Annotated in this window: 21 protein-coding genes and 4 pseudogenes; 20 read left to right on the forward strand and 5 right to left on the reverse strand. The window is 64.8% G+C overall.

What is annotated here, in order from left to right:
• Positions 1-69: 69 nt before the first annotated feature.
• The 5 genes and pseudogenes from H0I39_RS07120 (at position 70) to chrA (ending at position 5,670) form a co-directional block, all read left to right on the forward strand.
• Positions 70-786: pseudogene (locus tag H0I39_RS07120) on the forward strand (pseudouridine synthase).
• A 278-nt stretch (positions 787-1,064) separates the two neighbouring features.
• Positions 1,065-3,158: a molecular chaperone HtpG gene (gene htpG, locus H0I39_RS07125; RefSeq protein ID WP_180550048.1), complete on the forward strand. Its 2,094-nt coding sequence runs from the start codon at positions 1,065-1,067 to the stop codon at positions 3,156-3,158.
• Between the two features lie 10 nt (positions 3,159-3,168).
• Entirely contained in the window at positions 3,169-3,603 is a 435-nt protein-coding gene (locus H0I39_RS07130; RefSeq protein ID WP_180550049.1) for a hypothetical protein, read from the forward strand.
• Positions 3,604-3,849: 246 nt separating this feature from the next.
• The gene (locus H0I39_RS07135) at positions 3,850-4,020 is read left to right on the forward strand and encodes a hypothetical protein (protein ID WP_180550050.1); all 171 of its coding nucleotides are present in this window, start codon (positions 3,850-3,852) and stop codon (positions 4,018-4,020) included.
• Positions 4,021-4,453: 433 nt separating this feature from the next.
• Positions 4,454-5,670 (forward strand): annotated as a pseudogene (gene chrA / locus H0I39_RS07140) (chromate efflux transporter).
• 75 nt (positions 5,671-5,745) lie between these two features.
• Here the strand turns inward: chrA and H0I39_RS07145 are convergent.
• Entirely contained in the window at positions 5,746-6,453 is a 708-nt protein-coding gene (locus tag H0I39_RS07145; protein ID WP_257646036.1) for an SDR family NAD(P)-dependent oxidoreductase, read from the reverse strand.
• 106 nt (positions 6,454-6,559) lie between these two features.
• Here H0I39_RS07145 and H0I39_RS07150 point away from each other — a divergent pair, with 106 nt between their 5' ends.
• The 4 genes from H0I39_RS07150 (at position 6,560) to H0I39_RS07165 (ending at position 8,491) form a co-directional block, all read left to right on the forward strand.
• A complete protein-coding gene (locus tag H0I39_RS07150; protein ID WP_180549129.1) occupies positions 6,560-6,700 on the forward strand; it encodes a hypothetical protein in 141 nt (46 codons plus the stop codon).
• A 229-nt stretch (positions 6,701-6,929) separates the two neighbouring features.
• A complete protein-coding gene (locus H0I39_RS07155) occupies positions 6,930-7,214 on the forward strand; it encodes a head-tail connector protein (RefSeq protein WP_180550051.1) in 285 nt (94 codons plus the stop codon).
• Positions 7,211-7,528 (forward strand): phage head closure protein, encoded by a 318-nt coding sequence (locus H0I39_RS07160; protein WP_180550052.1) that lies wholly within the window; start codon positions 7,211-7,213, stop codon positions 7,526-7,528. Before H0I39_RS07155 ends, H0I39_RS07160 begins: the two co-directional genes overlap by 4 nt.
• A 489-nt stretch (positions 7,529-8,017) precedes the next feature.
• Positions 8,018-8,491: a helix-turn-helix transcriptional regulator gene (locus H0I39_RS07165; RefSeq protein ID WP_180550053.1), complete on the forward strand. Its 474-nt coding sequence runs from the start codon at positions 8,018-8,020 to the stop codon at positions 8,489-8,491.
• Between the two features lie 22 nt (positions 8,492-8,513).
• On the opposite strand, the gene H0I39_RS07170 is transcribed toward H0I39_RS07165, so the two are convergent.
• Positions 8,514-9,632 (reverse strand): Fic family protein, encoded by a 1,119-nt coding sequence (locus tag H0I39_RS07170; RefSeq protein WP_180550054.1) that lies wholly within the window; start codon positions 9,630-9,632, stop codon positions 8,514-8,516.
• Positions 9,633-9,981: 349 nt separating this feature from the next.
• Between H0I39_RS07170 and H0I39_RS07175 the strand changes: the two genes are divergently transcribed.
• The 7 genes and pseudogenes from H0I39_RS07175 to H0I39_RS07200 all read left to right on the forward strand — a co-directional run bounded on the left by H0I39_RS07175 (position 9,982) and on the right by H0I39_RS07200 (position 16,174).
• Positions 9,982-10,593, forward strand: coding sequence for a type IV toxin-antitoxin system AbiEi family antitoxin domain-containing protein (locus H0I39_RS07175; RefSeq protein WP_180550055.1), 612 nt, complete (start codon positions 9,982-9,984; stop codon positions 10,591-10,593).
• Between the two features lie 254 nt (positions 10,594-10,847).
• Positions 10,848-11,249, forward strand: coding sequence for a hypothetical protein (locus H0I39_RS07180; protein WP_257645664.1), 402 nt, complete (start codon positions 10,848-10,850; stop codon positions 11,247-11,249).
• 211 nt (positions 11,250-11,460) lie between these two features.
• A complete protein-coding gene (locus tag H0I39_RS07185; protein ID WP_180550056.1) occupies positions 11,461-13,026 on the forward strand; it encodes a recombinase family protein in 1,566 nt (521 codons plus the stop codon).
• Positions 13,023-13,920 (forward strand): annotated as a pseudogene (locus H0I39_RS07190) (plasmid partitioning protein RepB C-terminal domain-containing protein). The gene H0I39_RS07185 and the pseudogene H0I39_RS07190 overlap by 4 nt, the downstream one beginning before the upstream one ends.
• Positions 13,917-14,800: pseudogene (locus H0I39_RS07195) on the forward strand (plasmid partitioning protein RepB C-terminal domain-containing protein). The pseudogenes H0I39_RS07190 and H0I39_RS07195 overlap by 4 nt, the downstream one beginning before the upstream one ends.
• Positions 14,801-14,803: 3 nt before the next feature.
• A complete protein-coding gene (locus H0I39_RS21820; RefSeq protein ID WP_257645665.1) occupies positions 14,804-15,106 on the forward strand; it encodes a hypothetical protein in 303 nt (100 codons plus the stop codon).
• Positions 15,107-15,130: 24 nt separating this feature from the next.
• Entirely contained in the window at positions 15,131-16,174 is a 1,044-nt protein-coding gene (locus tag H0I39_RS07200; RefSeq protein WP_257645666.1) for a YfjI family protein, read from the forward strand.
• A 107-nt stretch (positions 16,175-16,281) separates the two neighbouring features.
• On the opposite strand, the gene drmC is transcribed toward H0I39_RS07200, so the two are convergent.
• Genes drmC through drmA form a run of 3 tightly spaced genes read right to left on the reverse strand, consistent with a single transcriptional unit; the run spans position 16,282 to position 22,521 of the window.
• A complete protein-coding gene (gene drmC / locus H0I39_RS07205; RefSeq protein WP_257645667.1) occupies positions 16,282-17,070 on the reverse strand; it encodes a DISARM system phospholipase D-like protein DrmC in 789 nt (262 codons plus the stop codon).
• Positions 17,045-18,901 carry an MrfA Zn-binding domain-containing protein gene (gene drmB / locus H0I39_RS07210; protein ID WP_180550057.1) on the reverse strand — a complete coding sequence of 619 codons (1,857 nt, stop codon included), beginning with the start codon at positions 18,899-18,901 and terminating at the stop codon, positions 17,045-17,047. The genes drmC and drmB overlap by 26 nt, the downstream gene beginning before the upstream one ends.
• Positions 18,902-18,903: 2 nt before the next feature.
• Positions 18,904-22,521, reverse strand: a complete 3,618-nt coding sequence (gene drmA, locus H0I39_RS07215) for a DISARM system helicase DrmA (protein WP_308645796.1) — start codon at positions 22,519-22,521, stop codon at positions 18,904-18,906.
• 6 nt (positions 22,522-22,527) lie between these two features.
• Between drmA and H0I39_RS07220 the strand changes: the two genes are divergently transcribed.
• From H0I39_RS07220 to H0I39_RS07235, 4 genes are all read left to right on the forward strand, one after another.
• Positions 22,528-22,665, forward strand: coding sequence for a hypothetical protein (locus tag H0I39_RS07220; protein WP_180550058.1), 138 nt, complete (start codon positions 22,528-22,530; stop codon positions 22,663-22,665).
• The gene (locus H0I39_RS07225; RefSeq protein WP_180550059.1) at positions 22,647-23,030 is read left to right on the forward strand and encodes a hypothetical protein; all 384 of its coding nucleotides are present in this window, start codon (positions 22,647-22,649) and stop codon (positions 23,028-23,030) included. Before H0I39_RS07220 ends, H0I39_RS07225 begins: the two co-directional genes overlap by 19 nt.
• A 548-nt stretch (positions 23,031-23,578) precedes the next feature.
• A complete protein-coding gene (locus H0I39_RS07230; RefSeq protein WP_045785178.1) occupies positions 23,579-23,941 on the forward strand; it encodes a helix-turn-helix transcriptional regulator in 363 nt (120 codons plus the stop codon).
• Positions 23,925-24,161, forward strand: a complete 237-nt coding sequence (locus H0I39_RS07235; protein ID WP_257645668.1) for a helix-turn-helix domain-containing protein — start codon at positions 23,925-23,927, stop codon at positions 24,159-24,161. Before H0I39_RS07230 ends, H0I39_RS07235 begins: the two co-directional genes overlap by 17 nt.
• Positions 24,162-24,167 lie beyond the last annotated feature (6 nt).

Below are 24,167 nucleotides of genomic sequence, written 5' to 3' on the forward strand. Positions count from 1 at the left end.
CGCCCTGAAGCCGCGCCGTCGGCACCCGCCGGCGACGGCACGGTGCGCCTGAACAAGCGCCTGGCCGACATGGGCCTGTGCTCGCGCCGCGAGGCGGATGAGTGGATCGAGCGCGGCTGGGTGCGCGTGAACGGCGCCGTGGCCGCCATGGGCACCAAGGTGGCGCCGCAAGACCGCGTGACGGTGCAGCGCGAGGCCGAGGCCGCGCAGGCGCAGCGCGTCACCATCCTGCTGCACAAGCCGGTGGGCTACGTCAGCGGCCAGGCCGAGGATGGGCACCAGCCGGCGGTCACGCTGGTCAACGCGCGCAGCCACTGGCGCGGCGATGCGTCACGCACGCGCTTTTCGCCCGCGCAGCTCAGGGGCTGGCGCCGGCGGGCCGGCTCGACATCGACTCGGTCGGCCTGCTGGTGCTGACGCAGGACGGCCGCGTGGCGCGCGCTGATCGGCGAGGACTCGGACATCGACAAGGAATACCTGGTGCGCGTGGCCTACGGCGACATCACCACCGATGTGCAGGCCGCCTTTCCGCGCGAGCAGCTGGCGCGCCTGCGCCACGGCCTGAGCCTGGACGGCCAGCCGCTGAAACCGGCGCAGGTGGATTGGCAGAACCCCGAGCAGCTGCGCTTCGTGCTGCGCGAGGGCAAGAAGCGCCAGATTCGCCGCATGTGCGAGCAGGTGGGGCTGAAGGTGACGGGCCTGAAGCGCATCCGCATCGGCCGCGTGCTGCTGGGCCAATTGCCGCAGGGGCAGTGGCGCTATCTGGGCGAGCACGAGCGGTTCTGACGCCATGACGCGCCTGGCGGCGCATGACATCGGCCTGCGGCCATCGATGACGAAATGACGAAACGCCGCGGCGCCCGTCATGGCGGGCAGTGCCATCATCGAACGCGCGGCCGAGGTCATTTCTTCATCAAAACAGTCCCCAGCGCCCGACTTTCAAACGCCGACAGCTATCCTTAAGGTAGCGTCATCAGCCCTTGATAATCGCCCTGAGCGCCCGCACCTGAGGCACCGGCCCCCTGCGGGCGACCGCTTTGTTTTTCCCTTTTCTTCCCAAGCAAATGAGCAAGCAAACCCATTCCTTCCAGGCCGAGGTGGCGCAACTGCTGCACTTGGTCACACACTCGCTGTATTCCAACAAGGAGATCTTCCTGCGCGAGTTGATCTCCAACGCCTCCGACGCCTGCGACAAGCTGCGCTTCGAGGCGCTGGCCGATCCGTCGCTGTACGGCGACCAGCCCGAGCTGGAAGTGCGCATCAGCTTCGACAAGACCGCCAAGACGCTGACGGTGACCGACACCGGCATCGGCATGAGCGAGGCCGAGGCCATTGAGCATCTGGGCACCATTGCCAAGAGCGGCACCAAGGATTTCATGAACCGCCTGACCGGCGACCAGAAGGCCGACGCGCAGCTGATCGGCCAGTTCGGCGTGGGCTTCTACTCCGGCTTCATCGTTGCCGACCGCATCACCGTCGAATCGCGCCGCGCTGGCCTGCCTGCCGAGCAGGGCGTGCGCTGGGTCAGCCAGGGCGCGGGCGACTTCGAGGTGGAGACCATCACCCGCCCCGAGCGCGGCACCAGCGTGATCCTGCACCTGCGTGACGACGCGCTGGAGTTTGCCGACGGCTGGAAGCTGAAGGAGCTGATCGGCAAGTACAGCGACCACATCGCGCTGCCCATCAAGATGGAAGGCGAGACCTGGGAAGACGGCAAGGAGGAAGGCCAGCCCGGCCAGATGGTGAAGACCGGCGCGTGGGACACCGTCAACCAGGCCACCGCGCTGTGGACGCGGCCCAAGAAGGACATCACCGACGAGCAGTACCAGGGCTTCTACGAGCAGATCGCGCACGACTGGCAGCCGCCGCTGGCCTGGAGCCACAACCGCGTGGAAGGCTCGACCGAGTACACGCAACTGCTGTACGTGCCCAGCCACGCGCCGTTCGACCTGTGGGACCGCGACCGCAAGGCGGGCATCAAGCTGTACGTGCGGCGCGTGTTCATCATGGACGACGCCGAGCAGCTGCTGCCGCGCTACCTGCGCTTCATCAAGGGCGTGGTCGATTCGGCCGACCTGCCGCTGAACGTGAGCCGCGAGCTGCTGCAGGAAAGCCGCGACGTGCGCGCCATCCGCGAAGGCAACACGCGTCGCGTGCTGGGCCTGCTGGAAGACATGGTCAAGGCCGAAACCGCCCCCGGCGCCAATGCCGCCGCAGCCGACGCCGCGCCGGCCGATGGCAAGGTGGACATCGGCAGCGGCGACAGCACGCCCGCACCCGAGCCGACCGAGCTGCCCGACGGCGGCGTGACCGATGTGGTCGACAAGAACGAGGCGCCCACCGCCGCCGACACCGCGGCGAAGTTTGCCGAGGAGCAGGCCAGGGACGCCGGCAAGTACGCCACCTTCTGGCGCGAGTTCGGCGCCGTGCTGAAGGAAGGCCTGGGCGAAGACCACGCCAACCGCGAGCGCATCGCCAAGCTGCTGCGCTATGCCTCCACCACCAGCGATGCCGCGACCGTGTCGCTGGCCGACTACAAGGCGCGCATGAAGGAAGGCCAGAAGGCCATCTACTACATCACCGCCGACACGCTGGCGGCAGCGAAGAACAGCCCGCAGCTCGAAGTCTTCAAGAAGAAAGGCATCGAGGTGCTGCTGATGACCGACCGCGTGGACGAGTGGTCGCTTTCGTACCTGCGCGAGTTCGATGGCACGCCACTGCAATCGGTGGCCAAGGGCGCCGTGGACCTGGGCGACCTGCAGGACGAAGCCGAGAAGAAGGCTGCCGAAGAAGCTGCCGAAAGCGTGAAGCCCCTGCTCGACAAGCTGAAAGAGGCGCTGAAGGAGCAGGTGGAAGACGTGCGCGTCACCACGCGCCTGGTCGATTCGCCCGCCTGCCTGGTGGTGAAGGACGCCGGCATGAGCATGCAGCTGGCCCGCATGCTGAAGCAGGCCGGCCAGCGCGTGCCCGACAGCAAGCCGGTGCTGGAGATCAACGCCGAGCACCCGCTGGTCAAAAAGCTCGACGGCCATGCGCACTTCGACGACCTGGCGCACATCCTGTTCGACCAGGCCCTGCTGGCCGAAGGCGGCCTGCCGGACGACCCGGCCGCCTACGTGCGGCGCGTGAACGCGCTGCTGGTGAGCCGGGCGGCGTAGGATGGCGGGCATGAAGCGTTCTGCTGCACCACAACCGTCGTCGCCCGGCCAGCGCGCCGTGCTGCTGCCGTTGCTGGCGGCGGCGGCCGTGCTGGGCGGCTGTGCTTCGGCCGGCATCGGCATCGGCGTGCCGATCCTGCCCGGCGTGTCGCTGGGCGTCGGGGTCGGCTCGGGCGGCAACGTCCAGGTCGGGGTCGGCGCGGGTGCCGGGCCGGTGGGCGTCGGCGTGGGCGTGAACCAGCACGGCCAGGTCAGCGCCGGCGCCGGCGTGGGCGCCAGTGCACCGGTGGGCGGCGGTGCGCGGGTCGGCGTGGGCGTGGGCACGGGCACGGTGATCCACGACCCGCGCCGCAGCGCGCCGGCTGCCGCGCCGGCGGCCCTCGCCCGGCCGCGGGCGAGCAGTCCTGACGCGGTGCGGCGGCCACGCCACCATCGCCCGCGCTGAAAAGGCGCTGAAGAGCGTCAAATCAAGCGATAACGATTTGGCGCTGTATTGCAGTTCAATAACAGAAGCTGCTCGCGCCCGGCAAATGGGCGCTGGAATGTCATTTGACCACCTAAAAATTTGGGAAGTCCCCCTTGCTTTCAACCTGCGCCCCCGTGCCGTTGGGCACACCAGACCGTGGTGGCCGATGGCGGATACTGCTTCGCGCTCCCAAAGACAGTTGCTCGCGCGCGATGCGATGACGAAATGACCTCGCTGCGCTTCGATGACGGCGGCTGCGCCGCCATGACGCCAGCCAAGTGCCAGGCACTCCGCGCATCACTGGTGTCATTTCGTCATCACGCCGCGCAGCGGCGCAGTCATGGCGTCATCCATCAAACACCAACGCTCATTGACGTTTTCCAACAGCATGCTTGACTATCAAGAAGTCTCAGACCGTGTTGTGGGAGCGGGCTTGCCCGCGATGAGGCGCCTCGTCGCCACGAACGCTTGATCGCGGGCAAGCCCGCTCCCACAGCGGATGAGGTCCTTGAGTCATCTGAGACTTCTTGATAGTCAGAAAAGCATGACAGCGCATGCTGCGCCAAAGAAAGCGCCCTCTCCCTCTGGGAGAGGGCTGGGGTGAGGGCCGGCAGCGTGTCATGTATGACGGAGTTGTCAATAGAAACGGTACGCCGCAAGGACTTGGCCTCCGCGCGGCATGACGACACGACCTCGGTGATGCGGGCCAGCGCCATTCCAGCGCACCCGCTGCCATCGCGGCGCCTGGAATGCATTCCGCCGCCGTCATCCCTGTTGTTCAACGCCCGGCAGCGTGTCCTGTCACCCGCGTCGGCTAGCATGGGCCGCCATCGTCTTCCGCCCCGCCCGCCGCGCCCATGCCCCCGAACCCGACCGCAGCCCCTGGGCTGTGTTTCTGATCTTTCTGCGCCTTGGCCTGACCTCGTTCGGCGGCCCCGTCGCCCACCTGGGCTACTTCCGCCACGAGTTCGTCGCCCGCCGCCGCTGGCTGAGCGAGCGCAGCTACGCCGACCTCGTCGCGCTGTGCCAGTTTCTGCCCGGCCCGGCCAGCAGCCAGGTGGGTATGGCGCTGGGCCTGTCGCGCGCCGGCTATGGTGGCGCGCTGGCCGCCTGGGCCGGCTTCACGCTGCCGTCGGCCGCGCTGCTGATCCTGTTCGCGCTGGGCCTGAGCAGCCAGGGCCAGCTGCTGCCCGCCGGCGCGCTGCACGGCCTCAAGGTGGTTGCCGTGGCCGTGGTGGCGCAGGCGCTGTGGGGCATGGGCCGCAGCCTGTGCCCCGACGTGCCGCGCATCACCTTCATGGCCGCCGCCGCCTGCGCCGCGCTGCTGCTGCCCGGCGCCTGGGTGCAGGTCGGCATCATCGGCGTGGCCGCGCTGGCCGGCATGGCGCTGCTGCGGCCCGCGCCCGCCGCGCCCGAGCAAGCCATGCCCACCGCCATCACGCGCCGCGCCGGCAGCGCCTGGCTGGCGCTGTTCTTCGCCCTGCTGATCGGCCTGCCGCTGCTGGCCGCCGCCGTGCCCAGCCAGCCGCTGGCCTTGCTGGACGCCTTCTACCGCGCCGGCGCCCTGGTGTTCGGCGGCGGCCACGTCGTGCTGCCCCTGCTGCAGGCCGAGGTGGTGCCGCCCGGCTGGGTCGGCCACGACAGCTTTCTGGCCGGCTACGGCGCCGCGCAGGCCGTGCCCGGCCCGCTGTTCACCTTCGCCGCCTTCCTGGGTGCCGCCATGACCACCGCGCCCAACGGCTGGGCCGGCGGCCTGCTGTGCCTGGCGGCCATCTTCCTGCCCTCGTTCCTGCTGGTGGCGGGCGCGCTACCGTTCTGGGAGCGCCTGCGGCAACACGCGCCTGCCCAGGCCGCCCTGGCCGGCGTCAACGCCGCGGTCGTCGGCCTGCTGCTCGCCGCGCTGTACGACCCGGTGTGGACCGCCGCCATCCACACCCCGAAAGACTTTGCCCTTGCCCTCACCGCCCTGGTCGCCCTGATGGCCTGGAAGCTGCCGCCCTGGGGGTGGTGCTGGCCACTGGCGTGGCGGGCTGGCTGCTGGGTTGAACCTGGAAACGGCTGGCGCCGACCCGCGAGCACGCGAAACCGTGCGCTGCGCCCTTGTCGGCGGGGGCGCCCCTTTCAGCTCAGCATGCCGCCATCGACGCGGAACTGCGAGCCCGTCACGAAGCTGGACTTCTCGCTGGCCAGGAACAGCACCATGTTGGCGATGTCCTCGCTCTCGGCATACCGGCCCAGGGGGATGGCGCTGGCGATGGCCTCCTGTGACGCCCCGGCGCCCTGCTCCAGCGAACGCATCATCTGCGTATTGACCGGCGACGGGTGCACCGAGTTGACCCGCACCTGATACGCCGCCGCTTCGTTGGCCACCACGCGGGTCATGCCGTGAATGGCGAACTTCGACGTGACGTAGGGCGACACCGGCATCGGCCCCGCCACCAAGCCGCCGATCGACGACGTATTGATCACGCTGCCGGACTTCTTCGCATACATCAGCGGCAGCACATGCTTCAGGCCCAGCCAGCAGCCCCGCACGTTGATGGCCATCACGCGGTCGAAGTCCTCGGTCTTCTGATCGACGATGGGCGCCACCTTGCCTTCGATGCCCGCATTGTTGAAGAACACATCGACGGTGCCGAAGGCCGCGACCGTTTCAGCCACGTAACGCTGGACATCTTCCTCCTTGGACACATCGGCGGTGACCGTGATCAAGCGGTCCGCCCCGGCGCCCAGCTCGGCCGCCGTCTGCGCCAGCGTCTCGCCCGAGATATCCACGATCGCCACCTTGCAGCCCTCGGCCAGAAACGCCTTCGCCGCCGCCGCACCCAGGCCGCGCGCCCCCGGTAATCAGAACCACCTTCTGTGCCAGATCGGGATAAGTCATGAAGCATCTCCTTGAGTTGAAACCTGTGGGGAACAAGTCTAGACGACGGTCATGACGGGCAACCGCAAGCTGGACAAGTCGCGTGCGACCGGACGAATCGACGGCATGCAAGCCCTTGCGATGGCGATAGGTGTTGCCGTCGCCGCTGGGGAAGAACAAGGCCATGCAGCGAGTGAATTTTGTTTTGTGTGAGCCGCCGCGTCTGGCACCGCTCGCACCGGGAAGGGCCGGCGCGTCTGCCATCAGCCCTTCCCACCTATTCCCTTGCCGGGAGGGGCCGCAAGGCAATGCCCCGGATGCGGATCAGACGGCCAGTACCGCACAGCCAGCAACCCCGTCAGCCGGTGGCGTGGCCTTTGTGTCTGCGGACACATCGTCCTTTCTCCCACGCGCGACCGGCACCTATTCATGAGGATGAACCATGCCGACACTTGAACAAGCCAAAGCCCATCTTCGCGTCGAGCACACCGATGAAGATGCGCTGATCCAATCCATGATTCAAGCTGCTACGTATTCCGTAGCGGATTACCTGGACATGGCGCACGAGGATATGGAACTGCTGGCGCCACCGGCACCAGTGGAAGCGGCCATTCTGTTGCGCGTGGCCGATCTGTACGAGAACCGCGAAGCCGTCACGGATCGCAGTCTGTACGACAACCCGACTTTCGCCCGCCTGCTGGCGCCGTACCGGAGCCTGTCGGTATGAGAGCCGGCACGCTCGATCAACGGGTGACGCTGGAACAGCGTGTGGAGGGCCAGGACGAGGCTGGCCAGCCCTTCGAGGATTGGATGCCGGTGTTTGATGCCTGGGCGGCTGTAGAGCCGCTACGGGGCCGGGAAGTGATTCGCGCTGACGCTGTGGCGAACATCACGGACGTGCTGGTGAAGCTGCGGTATCGACCGGGCGTGCTGGCATCCATGCGGATTAAGCACGGCAGCGACACCTACAGCATTGCCACCGTCATCAACACCAAGAGCGCCAACCGGGAAGTTGAGCTGCTGTGCAAGCGGGTGGCGTGATCCCCGCGCGCGCGTGGGAGGCCCGCCCAGACGCGAGAGGGCCATACCCAACAGCTGGGACAAGTTGTCCCACCTGTTGGTGCAGTAGGTGCGGGTAAAAATTACCCCACCGACCGGGTAATCCACCTTTTCCCGTGTTTCTTACCCCTTCAAGGGGCCGGCTGTCGCTGGCCGTGTGGGGACGGGTATGGACGAAAAAAAGCCCTAAGTGCTTGATTCACCTAGGGCTTAGTGTTTAAGATAGACGCTACTGGACTACCCAAAACAGTGTGATGGTGGTGTATTTTAACAGCAAATGGAACCGGGTATCTCCACGCATGCCGATACGTCCCCATAGAAGTGGGCATCAGCAGGCTGGATCGGGGACATATGCGTGAACCGCTGATGTTCGCATTGCGCTGAAACTGCATGTAAGGCCCGCCGAGGCCTTGGCTTCATGGCCGACGTCACGCCTGAATGCGTTGCCTTCAACCACTGACGGAGTCAACCATGCAGAAGATGATGATGAACGAAACCGAGCTGGCCGCGCGCTGGAACCTCAGTCCCAAGACCCTTCAACGCTGGCGCAGCGAAGGACGTGGCCCCAGATACATGAAGATGTCCAAGCGTGTCGTGTATCCCATCGACGAAGTCTTCGATTTCGAGTCCCGAGCTCTCCACTCGGCAACTTGGGCAAGAGCGACCGACGTCGTCTTTCCGGATGGATCGAAGCTGATGGATGCACGCGAGATTTCTTATGTGACGGCGTTGCCTCTGTACGTCTTCACGCAAAAACAGGTGCGTGAGGCGTTGGGCATCCCGCATCGTCGGGTTGAGAAACTCATCCGCTTCGACTACGAAGAAGTCATAGCATGGGCCAAACGCTGGTCGCAAGACGCGGAGGATCAGGGTATCCACGCAAAAATTGATCCGGGCGAGCAGCGCAGATCGTTGCAGCAGGCCTTGGCATCGCTGCCCGTCTGACCGCCGCATCCGCGCCACCGGCCTACTGGCCTGCCAGCTCGTAGCCGGTGCTGCGCCCGCCGCCGGGTGACTTCTTCAGCACGCCAAGTTCCAGCAGTTGCGTGATGTCGCGCAGCGCGGTGTCCGGCGAACACTTGGCGATGGTCGCCCACTTGCTGCTGGTGAGCTTGCCCTCGAAGCCGTCGAGCAGGCGGTTCAGCAGTTTCACCTGCCGTTCGTTCAGCGGCGTGCCTGCCCAGCGTTGCCAGAAGCGCGCCTTGACCAGCACGCCGTCCAGCGTGCCTTGCGCGCTCGTGACGGCGCGCCCGAGGGTGCCGAGGAACCACGACAACCAGCCCGTCACATCGAGTGTGCCTTTCTGCGTGCGCTCCAGCACGTCGTAATAGTCCTTGCGCTCGCGCTGGATTTGCGCCGACAGGCTGTAGAAGCGTTGCGGACTGCCATCGGCGCGGGCGAGAAACAGATCACCCACGGCGCGGGCGATGCGCCCGTTGCCGTCGTCGAACGGGTGCAGCGTCACGAACCACAAATGTGCGAGGCCTGCTTTCACGAGCGCAGGCTCGCCGGATTCTTCGTTCGCCCATGCGAGGAACTTCGCCGTCTCGGCGGGCAGCGCCTCGGCGGGCGGGGCCTGGAAGTGAACCTTGCGTCGCCCCACCGGGCCGGACACCACCTGCATCGGCCCGTCGGCATCATCACGCCACTGGCCGATGGCGATTCTGTTCATGCCGGAGTAGCCGGTCGGGAACAAAGCCGCGTGCCAACCAAACAGCCGTTCGGCGGTCAACGGGACAGCGGCATGGGAAGTGGCATCGAGCACCATCTCGACCACGCCTTCGACGTGCCGATCCACCGGCGCGACCGCGCCGATGTCCACACCCAGACGGCGGGCGATGGACGAGCGCACGGATTCGACGCTGAGCACTTCGCCTTCGATCTCACTGGTCTTGACTACGTCCTCGGTCAGTGCGGCGAGACTGGCCTGATCGCGCAGCGCCAACCCCACGTCGGCCAGACGGCCCAGCAGCAGGCCTTGGGCGCGACTGACCTCGGTCAACGACAGCGTCAGCGCGGACAGGTCGTAGCGCCAGCTCGGCCAGTCGTCGGCCTGCCAGATGTAGCGCCTTTCTCCGTAGTTCATGCGGAGATTAAACACCCAATTCTCCGCATCCGCAAGTCATTCACCGCGTCTAATGCGGTGAATGACGCCGCCAATCTCCGCATCGGGTGACCCAAAGAACGGCGGCGGCCTCGGCCTGAAACGCAAATGGCATAGAAGCCGGTCGACCTGTGCAACCACCCGGTGGCACGTGTCGAAGGCAGGCAATTCTCCAACCACCGGCTGGAGATTCGCCACTCGCCGAGTGACCGGTGAAAATTGTGTCGGCGCTGGCGACACAATTTCGAAGCAATCGGGTCAGCGACGACTTGATGTTCCATTTTATCTCCCAAATGTTATATTGAAAGAATGAACGGAACATCTGCCGATCATGCCCGCCGACACCCACACCCAGCGCGTCCTCGATCTGGCACGCCAGCAAGGGTTGCTGCGCGCCGTCGATCTGGACGCCATCGGTGCTCCACGGGTTGTCCTGACGCGCCTCACCGCCGCCGGTCTGCTGGATCGGGTTGGACGCGGCCTCTACCGCCCACCCAACCATCCAGTCTCGGAGCACGAAGGCCTCGCGGTGGTGGCAGCCAAGGTGCCGCAAGCCGTGTTCTGCCTGCTGACGGCACTGCAATTCCACGGGCTGACCACGCAACTGCCGCACCAGACCTGGATCGCCATGCCGCGCGGCAGCCACGCGCCCCGCATGGACTGGCCGCCGATCCGGATGGTGCAGATGACGGGCGACGCGCACACGGCGGGCATCGAGGAACACTCGTGCGACGGCGCGACGCTGCGGGTCTACAGCGCGGCCAAGACGGTCGTTGACTGCTTCAAGCACCGCAACAAGATCGGTCTGGATGTGGCGATGGAGGCGCTGAAGGATGTTTGGCGCGCGCGCAAGGCCTCGGCGGACGACCTGTGGCGCTACGCCCAGGTTTGCCGGGTCGCCAACGTGATGCGCCCCTATATGGAAGTGGTCGCCCACGAGTGATCGCGCAAATAGAAACGCCTCCACACGGGAGGCGTCGGGCCGAGGCTGCTCACCTCGGCGGGGCAAAGGAAAACGCCTCCGTGAAAAGAGGCGTTGGGCCGGAGATGCGATCTCCGGTGGGGCCATTGCGCGAATCCTACCCACACCCTGCATCTACGGCAAGGCGACGATCCACTTGATCGAGTGTGAGTAATCGCCCGGCTGCGATGATTCGGTCGCGGCTTCCATGCGGATTTTGCATGGAGATCCCGACGATGTCCCGACGCTGCGCCTGCTGTGGCAAGCCTTTGTCACCCCGCCCGCAAGTTCCCGACCAAGCCTACTGCTCCGCGCCCGACTGCCAGCGCGCCCGCAAGCGCCAGTGGCAGCGGGCCAAGCTCCAGTCCGATCCCGACTACCGGGATAACCAGCGCGCCGCGCAGCAGACGTGGTCGCAGCGCAACCCAGACTACTGGCGCAGCTACCGCGACGCCCAGCCCGACTACGCACAGCGCAACCGTGAGCAGCAGCGGTCGCGCGATCAGGCCCGAAACGACGATCTTGCAACGATGGACGTGTGCGACCTGCCGCCGGGCCTCTACCGCATCACACGCCACCCGGCGTTTCCGAGGAAAGCGGCGCTTCGTGGGTCGTCGAGATCACGCCGGTGGCCGTGACGTGTCCGCGCAAGATGGACGTGTCAAGAGAGGACGTGATCGACGCCTCGGCGATCTCCCCGTAACTTCGCCTCCAAACGGGTTCTCGAACATCCTGCATGGCAACGATTCCAACCGTCTGCGCGACCGTTCTCGTGATCTTCACGGAGCGGCAACGCAGCCAATGAGGAGCGGCAGACCCGCAACGTCAACCATCGAAGTGACTGGGTCTATGCAAGCGAACGAACCTTCTCCAAGCCCGACAGGCTCTGGCCCCACGTACCGCGCTGCGCAGTACGTGCGCATGTCCACCGAGCACCAGCAATACTCGACGGAGAACCAGGGCGACAAAATCCGCGAGTACGCCGCCCGGCGCAACATCGAGATCGTTCGCACCTACGCCGACGAGGGCAAGAGCGGACTGCGCATCGACGGCAGGCAGGCGCTCCAGCAACTGATCGCCGACGTGCAGGCGGGCAAAGCTGACTTCCAGATCATCCTCGTCTATGACGTCAGCCGCTGGGGCCGGTTTCAGGACGCGGATGAAAGTGCGTACTACGAATACATCTGTCGCCGCGCCGGGATTCAGGTCGCCTACTGCGCCGAGCAGTTCGAGAACGACGGCTCGCCCGTGTCCACCATCGTCAAGGGCGTCAAGCGCGCGATGGCGGGCGAATACAGCCGCGAGCTGTCGGCGAAGGTGTTTGCGGGCCAGTGCCGCCTGATCGAGTTGGGATTCCGCCAAGGCGGGCCAGCGGGCTACGGCCTGCGTCGCGTGCTGATCGACCAGTCCGGTTCGGTGAAAGGCGAGCTTTCGCGCGGCGAGCACAAGAGCCTGCAAACCGACCGCGTGATCTTGCAGCCAGGCCCGGATGCCGAGGTCGCCGTCGTGAACCAGATCTATCGCTGGTTCGTCGAGGACGCGCTGTTCGAGTCGGAGATCGCCGAACGGCTCAACGCCAAGGGCATCCAGACCGACCTCGGGCGCGACTGGACGCGGGCCACGGTGCGGGAAGTCCTCTCCAACGAAAAGTACATCGGCAACAACGTCTACAACCGGCGCTCCTTCAAGCTCAAGAAGGTGCGGGTCGTGAACCAGCCGGAGATGTGGATCAAGAAAGAAGGCGCGTTCGAGGGCATCGTGCCGCCCGACCTGTTTTACACCGCGCAGGGCATCCTGCGCGCACGGGCATATCGCTTCAGCAACGAGGAATTGATCGAGAAGCTGCGGCGGCTGTTCCAGCAGCACGGTTACCTCTCCGGCCTGATCATCGACGAAGCGGAAGGCATGCCGTCTTCGGCGGCCTACGCGCATCGCTTCGGAAGTCTCATTCGTGCTTACCAGACGGTCGGGTTCACGCCGGATCGGGACTACCAGTATCTGGAGGTCAACCAGTTTCTGCGCCGCCTGCACCCGGAGATCGTCGGCGAGACCGAGCGGATGATCGCCGAGGTCGGCGGCGCGGTCGTGCCCGATCCGGCGAGCGACCTGCTCACTGTCAACCGCGAATTCACCGTTTCGCTCGTGCTCTCGCGCTGCCAGTTGCAAGACAACGGACGCAGGCGGTGGAAAGTGCGCTTCGACACCAGCCTGACGCCGGACATCACCGTCGCCGTCCGGCTCGACGAAACGAACCAGGCACCGCTGGACTACTACCTGCTGCCGCATCTGGACTTCGGCCAGTCGGGCATCCATCTGGCCGATCACAACGGACTTGAATTCGAGAGCTACCGCTTCGACAGCCTGGACTATCTCTACAGCATGGCCGAGCGCAGCCGCTTGAGGAGAGTCGCATGACGAAGAAGCACCACGCCACTGACCTGCAAATGATCCCGGTCGATCAGATCGCCGTGCTCAACCCACGCGACCGCAATGGCCGTGTGTTTGAGGAGATCGTCGGCAACATCAAAAGCCTTGGCCTGAAAAAGCCCGTCACGGTCACGCAGCGTGACGATCTGGAGGACGGGAAACGCTTCCTGCTGATCTGCGGCGAAGGCAGGCTCAAGGCGTTCAAGTCGCTTGGCGAGAAGGAAATCCCGGCGCTGGTCCTTGCGGTCAACGATGAGGACGCCTTCATGATGAGCCTGACCGAAAACATCGCCCGCAGGAAATACAGCGCGCTGGAACTGCTGATGAGCATCCAGCAGTTGAGCGAACAGGGCTACGACAAGCGCGTCATCGCCCAGAAGACCGGCCTGAGCCTCGACTACATCAAGGGCATCCTGCTTCTTTTGAGGAAGGTGAGGAACGGCTGCTGGCTGCCGTGGAGTCCGGAAGGGTTCCGCTCAACGTCGCCATCACCATCGCGGGCGCAAGCGACGAAGAATCCGTCCAGACCGCCTTGCAGGATGCCTACGAAAGCGGCCAGTTGCGCGGTGGGCAGTTGATGCAGGTGCGGCGCGTGCTTCAGCGGCGCAGCACTCTCGGAAAGACGCTGAAACACCGGCCCGCACGCAAGGGAGCGGCCGTCACTACCTCCAGTCTGGTGCGCAACTACCAGAACGAGGTCGAGCGACAGAAACTGACCATCAAAAGGCTGAGTTTACGCAGCAGCGCATGTTGTTCGTGATCGAAGCGCTGCGCCAGTTGCTGGCCGACGAGCATTTTTCCAACCTGCTGCGTGCCGAAGGGCTGGACACCTTGCCCAAGCAGCTGGCGGAACGCGTCTGGGGCGGAGGCCACGCGGCATGAGCAAACCACCGCTGGGGTTCATTCCGGAGCCGATCACACTGGCGCTGGATCGGATTCTGCCGTCCCGAAAACCGCCGGAAGGTCTCCAGGCATCGCGGAAGTTCAAGCAGATCGTGGCCTCGATGGAAGCTGTCGGGCTGATCGAACCCTGAGCGTGGGCAAGGCCGACAAGAAAACCGGTCAGCACGTCCTGCTTGATGGCCACATGCGTTTGCTGGCGTTGCAGCAGCTCGGCTACACCGACGCGCCGTGCCTGATTGCCACTGACGATGAAAGCTACACCTATAACAACCGGATCAACCGCATCTCGTCCATTCAGGAGCACCACATGCTCCGGCGCGCGGTCGAGCGTGGCGTGACGCAAGATCGGCTGGCGAAGGCGCTGAACGTGGACATCAGCCAGATCCACAAGAAGGTCGGCCTGCTTGAAGGCATCTGCCCGGAGGCGGTCGAGATGCTCAAGGATCAGCATTTTTCGGCCAACCTCGGCTCGGTGCTTCGCAAGATGAAGCCCACACGGCAGGTCGAGTGCGTGGAACTGATGCTGACCGCAAACAACATGACCGTCGCCTATGCCGAAGCCTTGCTGGCGGCAACGCCGCCACATCTGCTGGTTAGCGAAAAGCGACCCCGGAAGCTCTCCGGCGTCACGGCGGAACAGATGGTAAAGATGGAGCGCGAAATGGGAAACATCCAAAACCAATTGAAGCTGGTCGAGAAGTCCTACGGTCAGGACGTGCTGCTCCTGACGCTGGCGCGTGGCTACCTTGGCAAGCTGATCGGCAACAAAGCCGTGTTCCGCTTCCTGTCACAACGCCAACCGGACGTGTTGGCCGAGTTCGAGAATATCGTCCAGACCGTGGCGCTGGACGGCAAATGACGAATGCGCCGGATCGTCGATGTCACCCCGGCATCTCATGCCACGTCACCGCTTGACGCCACCGATGACGACGACGGCGCAGCCGTGGCCGCTCACCGCAATGCCCCGGACGCTGATTCGACCTGCCTCTACGGCCTGATCGGCGATGTCGCCCGCGCGGGCAGCGACGGAACCGAGACCAATGCCGTCGCCATCGCCACCAACTTCATGGCCTACCTGTCCTGCGCGGTCGGGCGCGGTGTGTACCTGCCCATCGGCAATACCCGACACCACACGCGGCTGTTCTGCCTGCACATCGGGCGTTAGGGCCGTGGCCGCAAGGGCGACGCGGTGTCGCTGGTGCTGCGCATCGATCAGGCGCTGCGGGCGATGGATGACGCCTTCGCGCCGCAGATTCACCGTGGCGGCCTGTCCACACGCGAAGGGCTGGCGGCGCTGATCCACGACGGCTACCGGCAAGGTCGGCAGGACGTGCCCGCCATCGAGGACAAGCGCCTGTGGGTGGTCGAATCGGAGTTCGCCAACGTGCTGCATCAGGGGCGGCGCGATGGCAACACGCTGTCGGCGGCGCTGCGAGACTGTTGGGATGGCGTCGATCTCAAGCCCGCCACCAAGTCGAACCGGCTCTACGCCAGCGATCCGCACGTCTGCCTGAGCGGGGCGATCTCGCCGGGCGAGCTGACCAGCCTGATGAGCGCCCGCGAACTGACCAATGGCTTCGCCAACCGCTTCCTGATGATCTGGGCCGAACGCACGAGGATGCTGCCGTTCCCGAAGGAAACGCCGCAGGCCGTGGTCGAGCAGTTGGCGCGCAAGACGCTGGAGGTGCTAGCCTTCGTCGGCGCCGACCAGCACGACGAGCGCGACCACCTGCGGATGGAACTGTCGCCGCAGGCGCAGTGGCGCTACGCCCAGCTCTATCGGGGTGAGCTGAACGACGACCTCGGTGATGGCGTCATCGGCGCGCTGCTGGAACGCCGCGCCCCAATGCTGCTGCGGTTGGCCATGCTGATGGCGTTGACCGACCTGCAAACCCGCATCGACGCCCAGCACATCGACGCGGCGATGGCGTGGGTTCGGCACGCCACGGCGTCTGTGCGCTTCGTGTTCGTCAGCGCCGCCGAGGAAGCCAAGCTCGCGCAGGTGCTGGAACTGTCGAACCGCGTGCTGGCCTTCCTGCGCGAACGCGGGCAGGCGACGCGCAGCCAGATCAGCGCCGAGTGTTCCCGGGGCAAGGTACCCAAGGCGCGGCTCGACGCCAGTCTGCGGCACCTGCTGGCGGCCACGCCGCCGAAGATCACGGTGCAGTGGGGTGAGCGTGCCGATGGTGCGCCGGGCGCACCGCTGCGGGTGTACCGGCTGGCGACGGGGTAGTGCGGGGATTTTTCGCTGATTTCGCCGGGGCGGATCGGTCGCAAGTGCTTGTCACGGCACTAATTTCTCTGATTTCTCTAATTTCGCCGGAACCGTATGCAATTCATTCAGACCGGTGACACCGTCTTCGTATCGATCAGCGCCTGCAAGTGGTCGTGCAGCAACTTCGGGATTTGCCCACCCGTGAGAAGCACGCCCGCCTCCATGTTCTGCTCCATCGCATGGCCGGTCAGATTGGCGCTGGTGATGAAGCACACGCTGCCATCGGCGACTGCGACTTTGGCGTGAACCCGCCCGTCGGCGAACTGCGCCGCCCGTTCGCGCCAAGCGTAGAGCTTCGCCGTGGGAACCAGCGTCCGCATCCTGCCGATCACATCGAACGACATGCTGCCACCATGATCCTGCGAGGATTCGAGCAGCATCGAGATGCTCACGCCGCGCGTGCTCGCGTCGTTCAGCGCCTTCACGATGGTCGAGACGTCGTAGGCCACGAAGCTGGTGACGAACAAGGTCTGCTTGGCTGCGCCGATGACTTGCAGCAGCGCCTGCTCGGTACGGCGCGCGGAAACGAAGGGCGTCGTCGGCCCCGTCCACACGAGTTCGGTGGACTGGTGCTTCGACACGTTCTCGAACGCATGGCTGGCGGCGAGCAGCATCGACGCCAACTCGCCGGAACCGACCGAAGTAGCATGCCACGCATCGACGAGCCGTTCGACGACGGCTTTGGCCGTGGCCGTGCCGACGACATCAGACAGAGCGACGTTCGCCTTCGCGTCCTCGATCTTCCGAACCGCTCCTGCGAGCGCCCGAACCTTCTCCGGCGAAACGAGACAGACCACGGCTGTGACGGCTTCCAGCAGTCTTTCCATGTCATAGCCCCGCGAAGAACGCGGCATCCCCTCGATCGAGGGTCTGCACCAGCAACGAGCGATCGAGATAACGGTTACCCCGTTCACACGAAGTCTCGGCGACCAGGCTGCACGCATGGCAGGCCGCCGCGTGCAACGAGCGGTCTTTGCCCGGATCGTGCTCCGAGCACAGTGGGTCGGACGAACAGATCTTCGACCGGTTCAGCGCCTGCCGCAGCAGCCGACCGAGATTTTCCGGTTTGCCGAGATCGACGAGGCCACCCAGCGTCCCATCGGAGTCGGCAGCCGCCGTGTAGATGAGGATGCCCGCTTGCGGGTTCGCGCTCGACACGTCGGCGTAGATGCGTTCGCGGATGCTCGCCGCGTTGTAGCCGCATTCCAGCGCCAGCTCGCGGATGAGCAGGTGCGAGAGCGTGTGGAGCATAGCGTAGCGAATGCCAGGGTAGCCATCGTTCGGATCGAGGTGACGCGAATTGCGCCATCCTCCATGACCAGCCCTGAGCATCCCGTCCACGCGCTGGACGCCAGCCTGCGCCTCCCACGCCTGCAGTGCCGCTTCATCGAACTGGATGAAGATGCCCTCACCGTGAACCTGATTTGCGGGCACCCAATCCGGTTTGCGTCGCGAGAGGCCCGCCATCTGCGGGCGCTCGTTCGGATCGCTCGATTCTTCGGGCGCTTCCACGCGAGTGAAGCCCAACAAGGCGTTGACCTCGCGCAGCCTCTCCAGCAACAGCACCCTGGCGATCCGGCTCTCGAAGCCGGGCGGCGTGGCGACCTTCTTGCTCATGAAATGCGGATAGTCGGTGGGCGGATTTGCCGCGGTCAGCACTTCCCACTCCGGCCCCTTGATGTCAGCTTCGCCAACCGTCTCCTGGACGCCGCTGTTGCGATGCGCTTCGATGGCTGCCCAGATGTCCGATGCCGGGTACTTGTCGATGCCTGGCAAGGCTCCGGTCTTTTTAAGCGCCTTCACCGTCACCGCGACGGCGACCTCGGAATCCAGATCGTCGAAGAACTCCCATCCGTCCTGAATCAGTTGGCCGAGCGGGTCTTTGGCCTGCGGGATGGCGAGCGCCGAAAGGGTGATCGGGAACCAGCTGTTCGTCGAACCCAGCAGGACTGCCCGCGCCTCCTCATCACACTCCTCGTCGAAATGATCGAGGTGGGGATGTCTGCCTCGGCAGCTCGGCAGGTTTTCCTTTCCGGCTTTGCCGAAGGCGTGCGCCATGCTGCGCGATGCGCCGCAGGCATCGCACTTTACCCACAGGTTCTCGGTCTGCAACGAAGCCCCGCTCTCGAAGAAGCGCAGCGTGCCCTTGCACGAGCTGTTGCCACCGTGGACGAAGTAATGCCAAGGGAAATCATCGAGGTGGCCGTCGCGGCAAGCCAAGAGGAAACGCGCCGGAACGGCATCGGCATCCTTCGCAGGCTGATCGCCCTTGGAGCCACGACATCCCTTGTGGACGAAGCGGGTTCTCTCCGGACGGAAGCGGTTCTCCTTAATCTCGAACAGCCCCGCGTCAAAGGGAGACAGCAGGCCGCACTTCACGCAGCGCATCCAACGCGGAAACGGACGCACGGGCACCCCGATGTTCGCTTCCGCCGACCACGGATCGACGAGTTCGCTCTTCTGGAACGGCGGCACGCGCAGGTTCTCCACCTGCGCGCCGAGCACCTTGCGCACAGCGGCGAGCAGGCGCGGCTCGGCGATGGGCTGGCAGCGATCCTTCTCCCACTGGTCGATGCCCAGCGTCACCACCGACAGGCTCGGCAGGTCGATCAGCGCACCCGGCCCGTATGTCCAGAGCAATTGACTGGGGCGGACTTCCCCGACGGGTGTTTTATTGGTGGTCATGGTCAGTCCTCGTCCTTCGGCACTGGACGCGGCTTCCACCCGTGGTCGTCCGAGATGTGTCCCGTGTTCATGATCAGGCGCACGCCCGGCTCCACCTCACGCATCGACATCGGCACCGTCCAGTTGTCCCACGCATGGATGCCCGGCGACTTGACCAGCCCGACCATCGTCGCCGCCTGCGCGCCGCGCTTCTCGTAGGCCAGCGTGCGACCGGGCACGCTCACTTGCTTCGCCCACTCGTCCGCGCGCTCTTTCAGTTCACGCTCAGCCAGGCTCTTGATGGCGGTCGTCTCGCTGACGTTCCAAGCCCGCCGCACCAGCACGTCGATGGCATCGGTGATCTCGGGCTTGTCGGACTTGTCCAGCTCGCCCGCGCCCACGTTTGGGCTGAAGGTGTCGTTCTCCAAGCGCATCAGGGAGAGCAACGCACCGGTCAGGCCGCGATCCATCGCACGCGGCGAGAAAGGCGTCACCGACTGCGCCTCCACATGCTTGTAGAAGGTCGCGTGGTAGTGCTCGAAGGTCTCGTAGTGCGAGAGGTCGCGCGGACGCGCCCACGTGAGCACCGTGCAGACCAAGCCGGGGAAGGAACGCCCCACGCGACTGGTGGCCTGGATGTATTCCGCCGTGCCCTTGGGTTGGCCGTTCACCGCCATCAAGCCCAAGCGATTCACGTCAACGCCCACCGACAACATGTTGGTGGCCAGCACCACGTCGATCGCCCGAGTGTCGCCCTCGTTCCATTTCGTCACGAACTTCCCTGCAGCTGGATCGAACGCGGCCTTGAACTTGACCTCCAAATCGTCGAGGTACTTCGGGATGTCCTGACTGGAGACGCGCGAGGTCAGCTCGCGGATGTTGTTGACGCTGCGCTGCGCGAGCGCGGGCCGTTCGACCATGCTCATCTGCACGCGGTAGGAACGTGTCTGCACGTCGTCCTCGGCCAAGCGCCGCATCCCGCCCAGTTCGCGCAGCGAGTTGAAGTAGCCGACCGTCGTCATGTACGGGTCGGCGGGTTCGCCGAAGCGGTCGAACAGGGCTTGGGCGGCGGTGAGGAAGGCTGTGTAGACGCGAATCAGCATCGCAGGCCGCGAGCTGCCAGGCGAGCACACGCCGAGATAGCGCCGCCCGGGCCGCTCCTCGATCGGACGCTGCACGGAGAAGTAGTTATCCTCCACGTCCAAGCCGTGCGGCGGGAACACCGACACGCGCCGCATGAACACGTTGTTCACCTGTTCCTTGGCTTTGCGCACCGTTGCCGTGGACGCGACGATCTTCGGCTTGACCGTCTTGCCGTCGAGCGTCCAACCGGAAAGTTCATCGACGGCAGATTCGTACAAGCCGACCATCGTGCCGAGCGGGCCGCTGATGAGGTGAAACTCATCTTGGATGATCAAATCGGGCGGGCGGATCGGTGCGACATTCTTGACTTTGACCGCAGGCAGACCTTTCCCAGCGGTGTGATTCCCTGTGCAATCGCAGTCGGGCCACAACAGACCGTGGCGTTCGCACTCCTGATGCACACGACCGAACAGCGTGCGCACCTGACCGCACCACGCCATCATGGCGAACTTGTCCACGGTGGCGATCATCATCGTCGGCGGGCGGTGGTAGATCTCCTCGTCCACCGTCAGCACCGGGATGCCGGGATACGGTGAGCTACTCGATCTGCCGCGAGAAAACGTACAACTGCTCTTCTTGTCACCGCAGTAAACGATTGTTCTACCGCGCTCCTTATCGACCACGACGTCTTTCCCGGGGTCGATGCCGGAGCCGCACCAAGGGCAACTGGTGAGCTGGAGCGGAGAAGTACGTCCTGCCTTGTTTTTCCCCGAATCACGCAAGGCTTGAATGGCGTAATGGCTTTCCTCGGTCGTGCCTGGCGTCACCTTGTTGCCGACCCACAGACCGATGGTGAAAGGCTCCTTTCCGAGCGACTCGTCGCCTTGGACGATCGCATCGCGCCGAAGCTTCTCCATCGCGCAGATCAGCGCGGTGGCGCGCTGGAACTGCTGCAAGGTCAGCAAGCGCAGCGTGTAGCGCATGATCACGGCCAGGCCGCGCGAGCCATCGTAGCCGCCGAGCTTGCCTTGCAAACGGCGGATTGCCATCGTGAAAGCAGCCACGCCCAGATAGGCTTCGGTCTTGCCGCCGCCGGTGGGGAACCACAGCAGGTCTGCGTGGGCTTCCATCGGCTGCACGCGGTCGGGATGCGTCGGGTCGGCCAGTGATGGGATCGACAGCAGCAGGAACGCCAACTGGAACGGACGCCAACTCCGGTTCTTTTGTTGGTCGAACTGATCGACCGTCACGTCTCGTCCGCGCCGCACTTCCAGCGCGTACTGGCTGCGCACGCGCTGGATCGCCATCGCTTTGTTGGCGAAGCGGAAAGCGGCCAACGCCTTTTCGTCGTTCTTCAGCGTGTCGATGCCTTGCTGCAAGCGCGTCTGGATTTTCTGACACCGATCCAGCGCCTGCGTGGCCTGCGCGTCGTAGCCGACCACGTCCTCGCCGATGCGCTCGCGCTGCTCCTCGATCCACGCCGCGTAGTCCTTCGTCAGTACGTTCAGGGCATCGACCAACTCGGTGACACCAAGCGTAGCGAGCCGCTGCATGTCGAGCAGGCCACTCGCCAGCATCTCCTTCATAGCCGGACGGTCGGCGGGATAGAGGCCCGGCGTCTCCGTGACCTGCACTTCGTACTGCGGCAAGACGGTGGTGCGCACCTCGGTGGCCAACGTCACGTCGTCCGCCGTCTCGGCGTGGACGGCAACGCCATGTCCGACCGCGAACTCCACGCGGTTGCGGTAGATCATCTCCAGCGATTCACGCTCCGGGTCGTTCCCATCGGCGTCCAACACGGGGCGGCGACGGAAGATGGCGCGCTTGGATGCCTCGGCCTCCGCGCGCACGATCAGCTCCGGCTGGAACAGCCATGCCGTGTCGCGGTTGGTGTCGGGTTCTTCCTGTGCGTTGATCAGGAACAGCGTCACCAAGCGGTCGCCGTTGGCGTTCTTGGCGCGGATGGAGCCTTGAATCCGCACTGCCGGACGGCTCGCATCCGGTGCCTGATGGGGAATCACGCCTTCGGAGAGCGGCAGCACCAGCTTCCCGCCGCAGGGGATGCGCTGCCAGACCTTGGCTTTCTGGCCATTGGGTCGGGTCAGTTCGTGTTCGTCGTTTGGTACGCGCTCGTAGCTGCCCCAACGCGCTTCGACCTCGATGTGCTCGGCGTCGCCATCGACGCAGAAAGTCATGCCGAAGCTGCTAGGCACCAGCGATTGATTGCTGGCAGCGTCGATCTCGTCCGATCCATCCGATTCGGGTTCCACCCGCCCGGTCGCCGTCCCAAACTCGGCACCAGGTTCGTGCTGACCGGGCACGATGGGGTCGGTGGGTTCCTCGACATCCTCCTCGGCCAGCGGGCCTTCAAGCCCTTCGATACCGTCTCGAGCATTCTCGCGCGGTGCCAACTTGCCAACCAGATAGCGGTCGCGCACGCTCATGTCCACGATGTGCTCGTTCGGGCCACCCGCCGGGCCGAGCAGGTCGTCCACCACGGCCAGTTGCAGCAGTTCGCGGATGTAGGCCCGGTCCTCGATCGGCGGCACGCCGCCCACGGTCTGATGCAAAGCCGTGGATATCTGGCCAACAACGTGGTGTTCATCCAGATCTCCACCGACGTGAGCAGCGCGCTGAAGATTTTCGAGACCATCAACGAGCGCGGCGTGGGCCTGAAACCTTTGTGCCCTGGACGCTGGTGAAGCGGGGGCTGAAGAAGCAGGTCATCACGCCCTTGGACGCGCCGCAGGAATTTCTGTCCGAGGCCACCCGGGAGCGGGAAGCCCGGTCGGCCGCGCAGGACACCGCGTTGATGCGGGCGCTCGGACTGGCACACCACTGGCAACGCCTCTTGGACGAGCAGCGGGCGGCATCGGTGACCGAGATCGCCGAGGCCGAAGGCATGGACGTGACGCAGGGGCGCCGGGTCATGCGGCTGACGCTCCTGGCCCCAGAGGTTGTGGAACGGTTGGCGGGTTCGCCCGACGCTGTACTGGAGAAGGTGATGCGCCGTCCCTGGCCCAACGCCTGGGTCGACCAGATACGCGTGCTCGCGCCACCCGGGTGAGCGCGTCGCACCCAGCGCCAGCAACCGCCTACGGGCGGTTTTTGCGTCCGCGTCGTGCTCGGTCTCTACCACTACAGGAGTTGCCAACTACAACCGACCGCCTCTAAACCCGCGCCAACAAAGGAAGCGGCCTCGAGAACGCTCGCGAGACCACCAGAGAAAACGGAGAACAGAGAGGCGTATGCAGAGGCGAAAACGCCGACTTCGCGGGGTGGCGCTCGCCAGGCCATGCCCGGAACCGGCGCCAACACTGGGAAACGGGCGAAAAAACCAACCGAGAACGGTTGGTTTTTGAATTTTGGTGGTGGAGTGTAACAGAAAACCAAACCCACATATCAGCAGTCTCTCAGCCCCGGTCGGAAGCCTTGAGACCCTCGCGCGATTCCGGGGAAGGATTTCGCGCAACCGCACATGCCCATGATTGTAAGTTCGGAGAGGCCGATTGGCACTCGCAGTTGCCGCAACTGCCAGGGAATCTGGGGGCTGCAACTTGGCTTTCCTCTCGTTTGTCGCCGTAATGCCCGGCACGAACGACGAAAGGAAATGCCATGCAAACCGAACCCGCCTTCACCGAAACGGAGCTCGCACGTCGGTGGAACGTCAGCATCAAGACCCTGCAACGCTGGCGCAGCGAAGAACGCGGCCCGCCGTACATCAAGCTCTCAAAGGCCGTCCGCTATCCAGTCGATGAGATCGTCACCTATGAGCAGGCAATCCGCCAGGGCATGTCCAACGAAGCGCCGTTGCCATCCTTGTGCGACTCGCAGCCCGTTGTCGAATCTCCCGCGCCCGCCGCCCCCGAACCAAAGCGGTATTACTTGAGCGAGGCCTTCGCACTCATCGCGCAGTATGGCAGTCTTGAAGCGGCCGAGGCCGCGCTGACGGAGGCGCGCGATGAAGCCCAAGGTTGATGCCGATAGACAGGGTGTTGTGGCCAGCCCGGAAGAGCCAGTCATCACGTATCCGGTCCTCGATGAAAACCAGTTGTCCTTGAGGTGGAATCTCTCACCCAAGACGCTGCAAAAGTGGCGCTCGGAAGGAATCGGCCCGCCCGCCTGGCACCTCAACAGATCTGTCCGTTACCTTCTGATGGAGGTTGAAGCCTTCGAGCGCAAGGCTCGGGTCACTTGAAATCCC

Source organism: Ottowia beijingensis, assembly GCF_013423955.1.
GTDB lineage: Bacteria > Pseudomonadota > Gammaproteobacteria > Burkholderiales > Burkholderiaceae_C > Ottowia > Ottowia beijingensis.

Excerpts from the sequence above, each read along its gene's own strand:
- htpG (WP_180550048.1), top strand. The coding sequence starts at position 1,065 with ATGAGCAAGCAAACCCATTCCTTCCAGGCCGAGGTGGCGCAACTGCTG.
- H0I39_RS07130 (WP_180550049.1), top strand. The coding sequence starts at position 3,169 with ATGAAGCGTTCTGCTGCACCACAACCGTCGTCGCCCGGCCAGCGCGCC.
- H0I39_RS07135 (WP_180550050.1), top strand. The coding sequence starts at position 3,850 with ATGACCTCGCTGCGCTTCGATGACGGCGGCTGCGCCGCCATGACGCCA.
- H0I39_RS07150 (WP_180549129.1), top strand. The coding sequence starts at position 6,560 with ATGACGGGCAACCGCAAGCTGGACAAGTCGCGTGCGACCGGACGAATC.
- H0I39_RS07155 (WP_180550051.1), top strand. The coding sequence starts at position 6,930 with ATGCCGACACTTGAACAAGCCAAAGCCCATCTTCGCGTCGAGCACACC.
- H0I39_RS07160 (WP_180550052.1), top strand. The coding sequence starts at position 7,211 with ATGAGAGCCGGCACGCTCGATCAACGGGTGACGCTGGAACAGCGTGTG.
- H0I39_RS07165 (WP_180550053.1), top strand. The coding sequence starts at position 8,018 with ATGCAGAAGATGATGATGAACGAAACCGAGCTGGCCGCGCGCTGGAAC.
- H0I39_RS07170 (WP_180550054.1), bottom strand. The coding sequence starts at position 9,632 with ATGAACTACGGAGAAAGGCGCTACATCTGGCAGGCCGACGACTGGCCG.
- H0I39_RS07175 (WP_180550055.1), top strand. The coding sequence starts at position 9,982 with ATGCCCGCCGACACCCACACCCAGCGCGTCCTCGATCTGGCACGCCAG.
- H0I39_RS07180 (WP_257645664.1), top strand. The coding sequence starts at position 10,848 with ATGTCCCGACGCTGCGCCTGCTGTGGCAAGCCTTTGTCACCCCGCCCG.
- H0I39_RS07185 (WP_180550056.1), top strand. The coding sequence starts at position 11,461 with ATGCAAGCGAACGAACCTTCTCCAAGCCCGACAGGCTCTGGCCCCACG.
- H0I39_RS21820 (WP_257645665.1), top strand. The coding sequence starts at position 14,804 with ATGCGCCGGATCGTCGATGTCACCCCGGCATCTCATGCCACGTCACCG.
- drmC (WP_257645667.1), bottom strand. The coding sequence starts at position 17,070 with ATGCCGCGTTCTTCGCGGGGCTATGACATGGAAAGACTGCTGGAAGCC.
- drmB (WP_180550057.1), bottom strand. The coding sequence starts at position 18,901 with ATGACCACCAATAAAACACCCGTCGGGGAAGTCCGCCCCAGTCAATTG.
- H0I39_RS07220 (WP_180550058.1), top strand. The coding sequence starts at position 22,528 with ATGCAAAGCCGTGGATATCTGGCCAACAACGTGGTGTTCATCCAGATC.
- H0I39_RS07230 (WP_045785178.1), top strand. The coding sequence starts at position 23,579 with ATGCAAACCGAACCCGCCTTCACCGAAACGGAGCTCGCACGTCGGTGG.
- H0I39_RS07235 (WP_257645668.1), top strand. The coding sequence starts at position 23,925 with ATGAAGCCCAAGGTTGATGCCGATAGACAGGGTGTTGTGGCCAGCCCG.